7 protein-coding genes and 1 pseudogene are annotated in these 13,720 nt (G+C 69.9%); 2 read left to right on the plus strand and 6 right to left on the minus strand.

Annotation, left to right across the window (positions count from 1 at the left end; genetic code table 11):
* Nucleotides 1–6 precede the first annotated feature (6 nt).
* Complete coding sequence (gene qcrB, locus ACWCP8_RS22005; RefSeq protein WP_352269494.1) at nt 7–1,647, minus strand: cytochrome bc1 complex cytochrome b subunit; 1,641 nt, start codon at nt 1,645–1,647, stop codon at nt 7–9.
* 134 nt (nt 1,648–1,781) lie between these two features.
* On the opposite strand from qcrB, the pseudogene ACWCP8_RS22010 reads away from it, so the two are divergent.
* Nucleotides 1,782–2,235: pseudogene (locus ACWCP8_RS22010) on the plus strand (CNNM domain-containing protein); the annotation flags it as partial.
* A 146-nt stretch (nt 2,236–2,381) separates the two neighbouring features.
* On the opposite strand, the gene ACWCP8_RS22015 reads toward ACWCP8_RS22010, so the two are convergent.
* Nucleotides 2,382–2,639, minus strand: a complete 258-nt coding sequence (locus tag ACWCP8_RS22015; RefSeq protein WP_451117593.1) for a hypothetical protein — start codon at nt 2,637–2,639, stop codon at nt 2,382–2,384.
* A gap of 433 nt (nt 2,640–3,072) precedes the next feature.
* Entirely contained in the window at nt 3,073–5,316 is a 2,244-nt protein-coding gene (locus ACWCP8_RS22020) for a protein kinase domain-containing protein (protein WP_451117595.1), read from the minus strand.
* Between the two features lie 251 nt (nt 5,317–5,567).
* Here ACWCP8_RS22020 and ACWCP8_RS22025 point away from each other — a divergent pair, with 251 nt between their 5' ends.
* Nucleotides 5,568–6,539 (plus strand): aldo/keto reductase, encoded by a 972-nt coding sequence (locus ACWCP8_RS22025; RefSeq protein ID WP_352269491.1) that lies wholly within the window; start codon nt 5,568–5,570, stop codon nt 6,537–6,539.
* A gap of 68 nt (nt 6,540–6,607) precedes the next feature.
* Here ACWCP8_RS22025 and ACWCP8_RS22030 read toward each other — a convergent pair whose 3' ends face one another.
* From ACWCP8_RS22030 to ACWCP8_RS22040, 3 genes are all read right to left on the minus strand, one after another.
* Entirely contained in the window at nt 6,608–10,603 is a 3,996-nt protein-coding gene (locus tag ACWCP8_RS22030; protein WP_451117597.1) for an Ig-like domain-containing protein, read from the minus strand.
* A 413-nt stretch (nt 10,604–11,016) separates the two neighbouring features.
* Nucleotides 11,017–12,591, minus strand: coding sequence for a DUF2207 family protein (locus ACWCP8_RS22035; RefSeq protein WP_451117599.1), 1,575 nt, complete (start codon nt 12,589–12,591; stop codon nt 11,017–11,019).
* Nucleotides 12,588–13,142, minus strand: coding sequence for a LemA family protein (locus tag ACWCP8_RS22040; RefSeq protein ID WP_451117601.1), 555 nt, complete (start codon nt 13,140–13,142; stop codon nt 12,588–12,590). The genes ACWCP8_RS22035 and ACWCP8_RS22040 overlap by 4 nt, the downstream gene beginning before the upstream one ends.
* Nucleotides 13,143–13,720: the final 578 nt, after the last annotated feature.

Below are 13,720 nucleotides of genomic sequence, written 5' to 3' on the forward strand. Positions count from 1 at the left end.
CGGCTCTCAGTCCTCGGGCTCGCGAACCGGCTCCGGCGGCGCCGTCCGCTCGGCGATCCGGGACCGTTGCTCGTCCGTGGCGGGCAGGTCCACGAGGTCCCTGTAGTACCACCCGCTCAGTACGGTCCGAAGCCGTCGCCGACGCGAGACCGGGCCCTCCTCGGGGAGCTCCAGAGGCGTCGGGACATCACGCATCAGAATGCGGTAGCGGGCTGTCGGGCTCAGGCCGCGGTGGCTCTCCGAGAGGTCGCCGCTCACCGATTGGGTCACCTGGCCGGTCTCCTCGCCCTCGCTCAGCCGGCGGCGGTCCCGCATCTGAAGGGCGAGACAGAGGCGTTTGGTCAGTGCGAACGCCAGGAGCGGGGCGGCGATCAGCGCGATCCTGAGGATCCAGATCATGACCTCGATCGAAACCCTGAACGAGAAGGCGACGACGTCGTTGCCGCCGGCGACCAGGAGAACGGCGTAGAAGACGATGGCCGCCACGCCGAGCCCGGTGCGGGTAGGCCGATTGCGCGGCCGGTCGCACAGATGGTGTTCCCTGCGGTCGCCCGTCACCCACTCCTCGAAGAAGGGATAGAGGAACAGCGCCGTGAAGACCACGCCCGGCAGCACGAGCGTCGGAATGAACACATTCCACATGATGGTGTGACCCGCGATGTTGGTCTCCCATGGCGGCATCAGCCGGAGCGCGCCCTCCAGGAACCCGACATACCAGTCCGGCTGTGCGTTACCGGAGACCTGGTCGGCACGGTAGGGACCGTAGTTCCATACGGGGTTGATCTGGGCGAGCCCGCCCAGCAGGGCCAGTACGCCGAACACCATGAGGAAGAAGCCTGTGGTCTTCGCGGTGAACTGCGGGAACGCCGGTGAGCCGACGGCCTTCTTGTTGGTCTTCCCCTGCGCCGCCCAGTGGGTGTGCTTGAGGTAGACCACCAGCATGAGATGAACGGTGATCAGCGCCACGATCAGGCCGGGCACGAGCAGGATGTGCACGGCGTACAGACGAGGGATCACGTCACTGCCCGGGAACTGTCCTCCGAAGACGAACAGCTCCACGTACGTTCCGACGACAGGGATCGACCCCACAATGGTGGCCGCCGTCCTCAGGCCCGTACCGGACAGCAGATCGTCGGGCAGCGAGTAGCCCGCGAATCCTTCGAGGAGCGCGAGTACGAACAGGGTCACGCCCACGACCCAGTTGGCCTCCCGCGGCTTACGGAAGGCGCCGGTGAAGAAGATCCGCAGCAAATGGACGGCGATCGCGGCGACGAACACCAGTGCCGCCCAGTGGTGGATCTGACGGATCAGCAGGCCTCCGCGCACGTCGAAACTGATGTTGAGGGTGGTGGTGTAGGCCTGCGTCATCCTCACGCCCTGAAGGGGCGCATAGGAACCGGTGTAGACGCTCTCCCTCATGCTCGGGTCGAAGAGCAGGGTGAGGTACACGCCGGTGAGGAGCAGGACCACGAACGAGTAGAGGGCGATCTCGCCGAGGAGGAAGGACCAGTGGTCGGGAAAGGCCTTGCGCAGCAACTGCCTGCCCAGCTCGCTGACGGGCAGGCGCGCATCCATCGCACCGTATCCACTGACCGCTGCCTTCCCGGCCCGGGTCTTCAGCTGCGCCTTACGTTTCCGCAGGGGCATGCACCACTCTCCCGTCGATCTCCCTTCCGTCACCCGTCCCCTATTGTTCCGGTTCGCCCTTTACGAGTAACGCATTACTCGAAGGGATTACGCAGAATCGCGGTATCGGCACCTGATCGGCGGACCTGGCCCTGATGTGCCGGTTGGGGCCGTGCTGGTACGTCGGGATCGGCAGCGGGTTCTTCGTGGTGGCCGAGTTCGCGTTGATCGCCGCCGAGCGGCACCGCATGGAGAGGGCCACCTCCGACGGCCACCGGGGCCCCAAGGGGTCGCTCGCCGGTATGCGCGAGCTGTCCCTGATGCTCGCAGGCGCCCGAGCTCGGCATCACCATCTGCCCGCTGGGGCTGGGCTCGGTCTCCAAGCCCGCAATCTCCCACGAACTCGACCCCCTGCTGCACGAGCTGGGGCTGCCCAGCTCGCTCACCTACGCGATCGCGTTCGTTGCGGCGGTGATCGTCGTGGTGTTCCGGCACATGGTGGCCGGCGAGACGGCTCCCAAGCCTTGGGTCATCTCACACTCCGAGCGCTCCGCGATGCTCCTCTCGCCGCCCTTCCGGGGTGTCGTGAAAGTCGTACTACCGCTGATCTGGTTGCCGGCGGGCTCTCACCCTCCACCACGGCCTTGGCGGAGCGCATGACAGACACCGTTCAAAGCTGTCGTCACATGCCATATCGGGACACGGCGACGCCCCCGTGCGTGGCTCGCACAGGGGCGCCGTGAAGAGGGCCGGAATCAATGCGACCGGTTCGCGAGCCCCTTCGTCATGAGGATCTTGACGGGCAGGCGGTGGCCCTTCAGGTGCAGCGTGTGGTGGTACCGGACGCCGTGGCGAATCTTGGTGGACTTCCCGTGCTGGGTGAACTTCCCGTGCTTGCAGTGATGCTTCGGGCCGCCGTGCGGGGAGACGGCGCCCGCGACGGTCGCCGATCCCGCGAGTACCGAGACCGCGGCGACCGCGGTAACGACGGCGCGCTTGATGGTGAGATTCATTGTTCGTTCGTCCCTTCCGCGCCGGGCGTTCCGGCGCGGAATCACGATGTCCCGGGCCCTCGTTCAGACCGGTTTCGCCAAGAGCCGCGGCGCGCCGCCCCGTCGGTACTCCATCCGGGCGTCCGGGATGAGGATCCTCTGAGAAGAGTTCATCCGAAGGGGACCACAAGTCGGCATGGCGGGTGAATGTCTCTCATCTCCCCTTCATCCAGAGAGATCTGACGTACTCGGGAGTGCCGGGCAACTTCACTCCGACGGGTCAAACACGGGCAGTCCTGGAGATGCGCGCGCGGCGTCCTCGGCGGCCGACCGGTTGCCTCCCGGCCGGCCGAGTCGGTCCACCGCGGCAGCGACGAGGCCGTCGTAGGGGCCGTTCTCGTCACGGAGCCAGGGGCCAAACTTCGGGCGCGTCATCGGATCGGTGGCGTCCGAGTCAGCCCGACTTCGGCGGCTTCTGCGCGTCGAAGGCGAAGAGAGTGTTCTTGGCCGCGGCCACGATCACCGCACGCCCCGCAACGGTCACGCGCGGGCTTGCGCCCTGCTCGCCCGTGAAACCATCGGCCTGCGGATCTGTTGTCCACAGGGGTTTGCCATCGTACGGCGACAGCGCGACCACCCGGCCCGTGGCCGAGCTGAAATACAGCGCATCGGCTCCCGCCACGGGACCCGACGCTCCCTCCACGCCCGTCTGCCGCGACCACTTCTTCCGGCCGGTCGCGGGGTCGAGGGCCGTGACGAGACCGGCCTGCCCGCTCACGTAGACGGTGCCGTCCGCCATGCCGGGCGTCCCCGCGTACGTCTTGGCCAGTCGGGAGTACGTGACCTTCCGCGAGGCCGGGTCGACCCGCGCCACCCCGTCGTACCCGGCCAGCGCCGTTCCCTCCATGTGCTCCTGAAGGAGTACGAGCGTGCCGTTGGCGACGCCCATCGGCACGGCGGGGCCGTCAACCGCGATGGGCCTGCCCAGCGTCCCCGAGGCGTGGTCGACCTTGTACAGGGTGGGGTGGCGCACCTCTGAGGCATCCACCTCCGCATCCGTCGCGCACATCGCGAAGAGCTGTGGGCCCACCGGGACGGGAGCGCACTGTGTACCAGCGGGGAACGACGTCGTCCAGGTGACCTCACCGCTGTGCGCGTCCCGGGCCTCGAAGCGGGAGTTGGAAGCGTCGACCGTCACGACGGCGGAGCCGACCACCATGGCGTCCTGAGTCCGACCCATGACGGCCATCGACTGGGCGCCGGACGGCACGGACCACAGCTCCCGGCCGTTGTTCGCGTCGATGGCCACCACCTCGCTGGGAGGGTTCTGCGAGGCGTCCTGGGCGGCGAAGCGGTAACCGAGCACCGTGTCGTCGGTGGCGCCCACCAGGTGCATGCCCTGGACGGGGATGCCCGGGCTCTTCACCGTCCACACCCGCGAGCCGTCCAGGGCCCTGATACGGGTCGCGACAACACCGCCGCCCCCGCAGAACAGCGCGTCGCCGCGCGCGACGCAACGCAGCTCGTCGGGGATGTCCTCGCGACCGCCCTGCACGGTCTTGCGCCACGGCTCGAAGCCGTCCGGAAGTGCGGCACCCGGCGCCGCAACGCTGTTGCCCTTGTCGCCGCCGCTGTTCCCCCCGGAGCCGCCCGCCTTCAGCGCGGCGACTCCCCCGCCGATCGCTGCCACCGCGACCGCGGCCGCGAGCACAGGCCGCCATCGGCTGCGCAGACGGCGGCCGATGGAGGTGCCGGTGCTCCCTGTATCGGGACCGGCCGGGGCGGTGGTCGGGGCAGTCGGCGCCGGGGTGGCCCGCGTCGCGAAGTGATGCTGGGTGATCACGTCGCGAGTGCGGCCCGCGCCGACCCCGCTCGCGTCGGTCGCGCCGAGGTCGGCAGGCAGGTCCCGCAGCAGCACGAGGAGTTCGTCCGCCGAGGGGCGCCCCTTGGGCTCCTTGTCCAGGCACGACTCGACGACCGCGCGCAAAGCCACCGGCACGGCACCCAGTGACGGCTCCTCGTGCACTACCTGATAAGCCGTCATGTATGGGCTGTCCGCGTCGAAGGGCCCGTGGCCCGTCGCTGCGTACACCAGCAGCGTCCCCAGCGAGAAGACATCGGATCGCGGTCCCACACCACGCGGCGCCTGCAACTGTTCCGGCGACATGAAGGGCGGCGTACCGATGACCCGCCCTGTCATCGTCAGCGTCTGCTGGTCCACGGCGCGCGAAATGCCGAAGTCGATGACGCGCGGGCCCTCGGGCGAGAGCACGACGTTCGAGGGCTTCAGATCACGGTGGACGACCCCCACCCGGTGGATGTCGCGCAGTGCCTCCGCCAGCCCGATGGCAAGCCTTCTCAGCTCCGCTCCGTTCAGCGGGCCCTTCGTGGCGATGCGCTGCGCGAGCGTGTGCCCCTCGATATAGGTCGTCGCCATCCACGGCTGCTCGGCCTCAGGGGCAGCGTCGACCACGGCGGCGGTGAACGCGCCGCTCACCCGTCTCGCCGCCGCCACCTCCTGTCGGAAACGGATGCGGAACTCGTCGTCCCCCGCGAACTGCTGGTGGATCAGTTTGATCGCGACAGGTCGCCCCGAACTCGTACGGGCCAGAAAGACCGTGCCCATGCCACCCGAGCCGAGCCGCGCCTCAAGTGGATAACCGCCGATCTCCGCTGGATCACTTCCGCGCAGGGACACTCTTCCCGACCTCCCGTCCCCCGTGCACCTCTGCCACCACGGGCCTGCGTACCTGTCCTGCACACAAACTAGCCGCAGGGCAGTACGGCAGAGCAAAGCGGGTGACGAACAGGGAGTCCAGGGCTGCTCCGTGCCGCACACGGTGGCGGCCGTCTCAACCCTGTCTCGGGGTACGGTCCCTGGCCCGCGGTGCTCGACCGGTTCCTCGCCTCCGATGAGGGCGACCGGACGTCGACGTAGGGTGGGTGGCCATGGACTATCTGAAACTCGGCACGACCGGTCTCGACGTCTCCCGCATCTGTCTGGGTTGTATGAGCTACGGCGTCGCCGACCGCGGTACCCACAGCTGGACGCTGGACGAGGAGGCCAGCCGGCCCTTCGTACGGCAGGCCGTCGAGGCAGGGATCAACTTCTTCGACACCGCGAACGTCTATTCCGACGGCACCAGCGAGGAGATCGTCGGCCGGGCGCTTGCCGACTTCGCCCGCCGCGACGAGATCGTGCTGGCCACCAAGGTGCACGGCCAGATGCGGCCGGGGGCCAACGGTGGCGGGCTGTCCCGCAAGGCGATCATGACCGAGATCGACCACAGCCTGCGCCGGCTGGGCACCGACTACGTCGACCTCTACCAGATCCACCGCTGGGACCGGGCGACGCCGATCGAGGAGACCATGGAGGCCCTGCACGACGTGGTGAAGGCGGGCAAGGCCCGCTACATCGGGGCGAGTTCGATGTACGCGTGGCAGTTCTCCAAGGCGCAGTACGTCGCCGAGCGGCACGGCTGGACCCGTTTCGTCAGCATGCAGAACCACTACAACCTGCTCTACCGCGAAGAGGAGCGGGAGATGCTGCCGCTGTGCGCCGATCAGGGTGTCGGGGTCATCCCGTGGAGCCCGCTGGCCCGCGGCCGGCTCACCAGGGCCTGGGACACCACCAGCGCGCGCAGCGAGACCGACGAGTTCGGCAAGGCCCTCTACCAGGACACCGACCGGCACATCGTGGACGCCGTCGCGGCGATCGCGGACGAGCGCGGTGTCGCCCGCGCCCAGGTCGCGCTGGCCTGGCTGCTGCGGCAGCCGGGGGTGACCGCGCCGATCGTCGGTGCGACCAAGCCGCAGCACCTGGACGACGCCGTCGCGTCCGTCGACCTGCGGCTGAGCGACGACGAGTGCAAGCGCCTCGAGGAGCACTACAGCCCGCGCGGCATCGTCGGCTTCGCGTAAACCCGCCCGGCCCGACGCACGGGAACGGCCCGGCCGTTCGGCCGGACCGCTCCTTCCCGCGCTGCTGGTTACGCCACCGTCACCTGTACGGTGGCCGGTTCCGCCGGGGTGCCGGTCGGGTCGGCGGCGGTGGCTTTGAACGTGTGCGGCCCCGCGGCGAGTTCGCCGGACCCGGTGCAGGTCCAGCTGCCGCTGTCGGAAACGGTGGCCTTGCACAGCGCCGCGTCGTCGGACTTCACGGTCACCGTCGCGCCGGGCTCCGCGGAGCCCGAGACGGCACCGACGGTGTCGCCCGCCGCGGGCGAGGCTACCGTCACCGGCGGCGCGAAGTGGGTGACGTTCGGGACGCCGTCACCGCTGATCTTCACCGCCACGCTGTGCACCGTCAGTTGACCACTGCCGTTGCGCAGCCGGAAGTCGGCCGCCGAGTGCTGCTGGCCGCCGAAGTAGGCGTCGGGGGCCGTCACGGTCGCGGTCTTCCAGGTGTTGCTGCCGGTCAGCGCGATTCCCGCGGTGGACTTGTACGGGTCGGAGCCGCCGTTGTCGTACTGCACCGAGAAGGAACCAGTGCCCTGGTCGTAGTAGGAGAGAGTGAAGGTCGCCGTGTAGTACGCGGCGTGCGCGATCGAGTCGTCGACGTCGAAGTAGATATTGCCCTGGGTGCTGGTGCGCGCCGACAGGCCGTCGACCACCGAGGCGGTCGTCGGGCCGTCGAAGCCGCCCGAGGGCCGCTCGTCCTCGCTCATCCCGTACGCGTGGTCGGTGGCGCCGACGACCGAGCCGACCACAGCGGTGCCGGGCGGCAGGTCGGAGGCGTCGAAGGCGACCCCGGCCGAGGCTTCGCTGACCATGCCGCCCGGGTCGGCGACCGTCGCGGTGGCGGTCTGCCGCCCCGGGGTGAAGCCGCCGTCGGGAGCACAGCTCCAGTCGCCGCTGTCGTCGGCGGTGGCGGTGCACAGCACCCGTGACGCCTCGCGCACGGTCACCTTGCCGTCGGGGATCGCCGTACCGGACACCGCCGAGCCCAGCTTGACGGTGGCTCCGCCGCGCGGGGTGGTGATCGCCGGGGCCGGTGGGAAGGCGTGCCGGTCGGGCACCCGGGCGCCGGTGACTGTCAGGCCCACGCTGTGCACGGTGAAGGGGCCGGCCGCCGAGTGCAGCCGCAGGTCGCCGCCCGCGCTCTGCAGCCCGCCGAACCAGGCACCGCTGAGATTGACGTCTGCGGTCTTCCAGGTGTCGGTACCGGTCAGCGCGATGGTGCCGGCCTCGTGGTAGCGGTCCTTGGCCCCGGCGTCGAACTGCACGGACAGCGAGCCGGTGCCGGAGTCGTAGTACGACACCGTGACCTTGGCGTCGTAGGACCCCGTCGCGGCCACGTCGTCGGCGACGTCGAAGGACAGGTCGCCTTCTGTGGTGCGGGCGGTGAGCCCGGCCACGTCATCCGCGGTGGTGGGGGAGCCGGCGTCCTCGGTCTGGCTGAGGCCGTAGTCCCGGTTGGTGCCGCCCAGCACGGTTCCGACGGTGGCGCTGCCGGACCGGGTGGCCGCGTCCAGGCCGAGCTGTACGCCGCCCAGGTGCCGGGCCGCGGTCGGCGCGCTACCGGTGACCTGCGCGAACGGCAGGGCGGCGGTGGGCGCGGCGACCTGCTGCACCAGGTAGGACTTGCCGGACTTCACGGGGACGTTCAGCAGGTCCGCGGCGCTCGCGTGGACGACGACATGGCCGCTCCTGCCGTCCACGACCTCGGTGAGCTGCCCGGGCCACGGGTTCTTCACCCGCAGAGTGGCGGAGGTGCCGGCCTCGATCGCGGCGGTGACCAGCTTGCCGCCCTGTACCTGCACGTCCACCTTGTTCTTGCCCTGGAAGTAGACGCTGCCCGCGCCGTCCCACTCGTCCGGCCAGGCCGGTGCGAAGCGGACGATGCCGTCGTAGTCCTGGGCCAGCGCCTCGCCGACCGCGGTCGCGACGCCGGCCTCCTGCTCGATATAGGGCTGGAAGCCCACCGAGCTGCCGAGGTCGGCGAAGCCGTTGGGGTAGACCTGGTGCCCTTCGGTCAGCGAGATCAGGTTGCCGCGCACCTCGGCGGGGTTCTGCAGCCGGGCCGCGTCGATGGCGTCCATCGACCAGTCGTTGCCGCCCTTGTTGGGCCGGTGCGCGTAGCTGCGCTGCTCGAGCGAGAACAGGTTTGCGTCCTGGTCACTGACGGTGTTCCAGGGCCACAGCGGCTCCAGTTCGATGTTCTCGCCGTTCCTGCGCTCGGCCGCCGGCTCGTACGAGATCGCGATCATGTCCGTGCCGGTGGCGTCCGCGGCGGCGGTCTCGGCCGCGGTGTAGCCGGGGTTGAGCAGCTTGCCGCGGGTGGCCTGGTCGGTGCGCGGGTAGGGCGGGATCTGCGTCTGCGCGGTGGCGACGCGGGTCACCAGGGCCTTGTCGGCGCCGCGGTCGGTACCGAGCACACGCGCGATCTTGCCGATCAGCGGGAAGACCGCCTGGTCGAGCGCGATGTCGGTGGTCGGGTCCTGGACTGCCCACTGGGTCTCGTGGGCGTTGGCTTCGGCGTGCAGCAGGCCGTCGTCGCGCACGGTCTGGTAGGCCAGCTGGAATTCGGTGACCGACTTGATGAACGGCCAGTACCGCTTCAGCGCGGCCTTGTCGCCGGTGCCCTGGTACTGCTCCCACATGTAGAGAGCGACCTCAGGACCCGAGGAGATGTCCAGGGCGTTCCAGTTGGGGCTGCCCGGCTCGCTGCACGAGCCGTTCTCGCCGACGCCGGGGGAGATGCCGTTGCCGTTGAAGCGCATCGTCTCCGGCAGGCAGGCGCCAGGACGGCCGCCCATCTGCTGCTTGGTCCACGCCTCGATGGCGGGCAGGTCGTCGGCGTACATGTCGAAGATCGGGGTGTTGAGCTGGTCGTTGCCCGAGCTCATGTTCGCTGCGATCTGGGTGCGCAGATTCCACAGCCAGTATGCGGACGGCGTCCAGGTCTGGGTGTCCTTGTTCCAGGCGAACATGTCGGCCTCGCCGGCCTGGCTGCCCGGGTAGATCCCCTTCTTCATGGACGCCGCCTCTTCGTAGAGGTACAGCGTGCGCAGGTTCTCGATGTATTCGGCGCTGCCGTCCGCCGAACTCATCGCGATCAGGCCCGAATGCGCCCAGAAACCTTTCCACCAACGGTCCTGTGCGGACATCAGGGTCCTCACGGACGCGGTCGCGTCATGGCCGATCACCTCGGCGGCGGTCTTGGCGGCGTTTCCGCCGGTCCAGCCCGGCGAGGCGACGACGACCCGGAAGGTGCCGTCGGCGTGCGGGGTGAAGCTGACCTTGACCTGCGTCGGGCTGCTGACGGTGGTGTTCACCCGGCGGCCGCCCGCGGTGATGGCGGCGAGCGAGCCGAAGGTCTTTCCGCTGCCGATCGGCGGGCTGCCGTCGGCCCAGGTCTCGGCCAGGGTGCCGACGGTGCCGGACACGGCGGCGGTGGGTTTCCGCGGCGACCACAGGTTGATGGTGGCGGTCTGCGCCACGCCCGGGTCCGCGCCGGAGACGTCGACGATCAGCTCGTCCTTCTCCGCCGCGACCCAGGCCTTCATCGACATGCCGCCGCCGGACTCACGCAGCACGCCGTCGGTCAGGTCCAGCTGTCCGCGGAAGTCGGCGGCGTGTGAAATGACGGACAGGCCGGGGATGTTGAGCCGGCCGGGCGACTTGCGGTCCGGCATGGTGTCGGAGCGGTTGAGCTGGGCGGTGAAGCCGTCCGCCGCCCAGGCCGCCACGCCGAGCGATCCGTTGCCCAGCGGCATGGACGCGGTCGGGTCGGAGTTCGGCGAACCGAGCACGATGTCGGAGCGGCTGACGACACCTGCCGGGTCGAGCGCGAAGTCTCCGTGCTGCCAGGCGGTGGTCGGTCCCGCGGCCGCGGCGGCGGTGCCGCCGTCGACCACGGCGGCACCCGCGAGGACGGTGAGCACCGCCGAGCAGAGCGCGACGGCCCGTCTGTACGGAACCCGCCGGCGGCGGCGGGGGAATTTCTGCACGATGCCCTCCAGGGCGGTACGGCTCTCAGTCAACGGTGTCGACTTAGTGGTCCGATGAATGTGCCTGCCTCTGCACATGACTCCACTGTGGCGTGCAGAAATCAGACCCCGGACTCGCGTAACATCGGATGACTTTCGTTCTAGACCATCCATGGCGACGGCGTAAAGACCCCGGACGCACGAAAGTGCCGGCCCGCGGACGCTTCACGGGGGCGTACGGGGACGAAAGCACCGCCCCCGACTACCCGTCAGAGGAATTCACCGAGCTGGTCCGCGACTTCCCGAACGCGGCATGAGCGCCCCCTCGGTACGGGATCGCGCTGCTGGAGCGGCGACTTGCGGCCTCCCGGGCGACGGCCCGGCTGCCGGAGATCCTGGCCGCGGTGAGCACGTGGACAGGCGTCCGGAGCGCCTCACCGCGAAGGCGCTCCAGAGCATCTTCTTCCTTAAGAGGCGTCCTGCTTGGGGGCCTTCACTCGGTCACCTTCCGACATCGCGGCCCTCACCAGCTCCGCGGAGCGGATGGTGCGGGTGCCCCGCGAGACTCTCAGCCGCACCTGGGCGCCGGTCGCGATGCCCTGCGAGGCCGCGGGCAGCGCCCAGGCGGTGGTCAGGTCCGTGTTCCCCTCGTCCAGAGCCAGGAACCGGGCCACCTCCTTGCCCTTGCGCGACTCCATCCGCAGCACCTCACCGGTGATCGTGTCGGGCTCCCGCCGCTCCAGGCAGGCGAGTGCCAGGAAATACGTCGCCAGCGCGCCGAAGGCCGCGATCGCCGCCAACTCGCCGAGCAGGGGCCCCTCGTGGGCCGCCGCGTCGCTGAACCAGCCGTGGCTGCCGCTCGCGAAGTTGCCGGGCATCATCGCCAGGAACGCCACGAGCGGCGTCCAGCGGCTGAACTTGCCGGCCACCACAAGTCCGAGCAGCGCGGTGCCCACCCAGCCGGCGCTCAGCACCAGTCCCGGACGGCGCAGCGAGCCGCCGCTGTGCGCGTCGACCGCGACCGCCCAGTCGGGCTGCCGCAGCATCGCGAAGGCCCAGAGTCCCACCGAGACCGCGCCCGCCGCGGCCGCCCACTGCAGCAGCCGGCCCGTCGAGCCGCCGAAGCCGGGGCGCAGCCGCGGGTAGCGGATCCGCACCGGGCGCCAGGTCCCTCCGTACGAGGACCAGACGCGTCGCCGGTCTCCGGAGTCGAAGCCAAGAAGCCGGCTGGTCAGGACGGTGACGCCGAGCGCGGTCCCGTACGCGAGATAGCGGTCCCAGACCGTCACGGATGCGGGCGGCAGCTGGGCGAAGTCCTCATGCGCCGTCAGCCAGGCTCGCAGTCCGGCCCAATGTCCGGCGCGTTCGAGGCCCTTCGGTGTCGCCCGCTCGCCCAGCGCCTTGCCGAGCAGGAAGGCCAGCGCGGCCCCCGGGGCCACACCGACGAAGAGCGCGGCGCGTACGCCGTGCCCTCCCATGACCGCGGCCACGGCGAACAGCGCTCCGGGCACGAAGGCACCGATCAGCAAAGCACTGCCGAGCAACGGCGCGAACCGGTGCCGTGACAGGCCGCGCAGCCGGGCCTCGGCGATGATCTCCCGGCGCAGCGCCGTGTTCCAGGAGGCGGCGCGCTCGTCGTCACGGAAGGCGATCGCCCCGATGGGCGCGCTGCCGTTCGCCGCGCGGGCGGTGACGCGGTCCAGTACCCGCTGCTCGTACGGCATCAGCCCCGGCGCCGCCCGGCCCGCCTCGGTGAGGTGCACGGTGCTACGGGCCGGGTCGTCGCCCGGCTGTCGCAGCTCGACGAGCCCGCGGGCCGCGAGATCCAGCAGGGTGGCCGCGGCGGCATGCTCCACTCCCCGCCACTGATTGCCGAGCAGGCTGACCACGGCCGGCGGTTCGGGGTCGGCCCCGAACTCCTGGGTCGCGGGCCCCGGCGTGACCGCGCCGTTCCGGGTGGCGACCAGCGCAAGCCCGAAGGCGGCGAGCCAGAGCACGATCAGGCCGGCGCCGCCCCAATAGAGCTGTTGGGTGAGCGTCACGCGAATCTCACCTGGACGGCATCCTGCGCCACGCCGGCAGCCTCGAAGTACTCCCGCCGCCCATGTGCGCCGCCCAGCCTCGCCACGACGTTCCCCGGGAAGCTCTCGAGGGCGGTGTGGTAGCTCTGCACGGCGCTGTTGTAGAACTGCCGCGCGTACGCGATCTTGTCCTCCGCCGACCTCAACTCGGCCTGCACCGTACTGAAGTGCTGATCCGCTTTGAGCTCCGGATAGCTCTCCCCGAGCGCGAACAGCCTCCCCAGCGTCGCGGTGAGCGCGTCCTCGGCGGCTGCCCGGTCCGTAACACCGAGCCCGCCGCTTACGGCCCTCCCGCGCGCGGTGGTGACTGCTTCGAAGGTGCCGCGCTCGTGAGCGGCGTAGCCGCGCGCCCCCTCGACGAGATTCGGTATCAACTCATGCCGCCGCTTCAACTGCACATCGATCTGTGCCCACGAAGCCTGCGTCTGATTCCGCAGCCGAACGAGCCGGTTGTAGGTCCGAACAACCCACCACCCGCCCGCAACGACAAATACCGCAACAATCGCACCCATGATGACACCCACAGCGTCGCCCCCAGAGGCCTTCAAAGATCCGACCCCCCTGGCCGATCGACGCGATCTTATTCCGGCCGCCAAGGCCCGCACGGCTCGGGGAGCGTTCGCCCACGGGATTCCGCGTGCTCGCGTCGGCGATCCGGGGCGAAGCGACCATCAGGCTGTGAGGACGCCGTCCAGGTAGGGTTCGATGGCCTCGCGCCGGCCGTCGGTTGGTCGCTTCCACACGTACCTGTACCGTTCCCGTCCCTGTCGCCCGGCCCCGCCGGGAAGCCCTCGTGACGGGTGACGGTCGGGGCGAACCGTTCACCCCAGGCCAACTAACCGGATTGCGAACGCGCACTAGCGCCGTTGCCGTGGTCATCCCCTGTCGGGATGACCACGGCGGCTGGAGCGCCACTGTGGAGCGCAGAAGTCGGCCGTGGGTGGTCCCTCGGGCCCAGTCGCTCTCCGGTTCCGTCACGTCTTTCCCGCCTCGACGCACTGATGTCGCTTTTCACGATAGGCGCCGTGAGCCAGGGCAGCGGTAATCCTCTTGCCGTAGAGCTGGGCAGGTCACACGGGCGGCCCTCGGC

The organism is Streptomyces sp. NPDC002206, assembly GCF_053593595.1.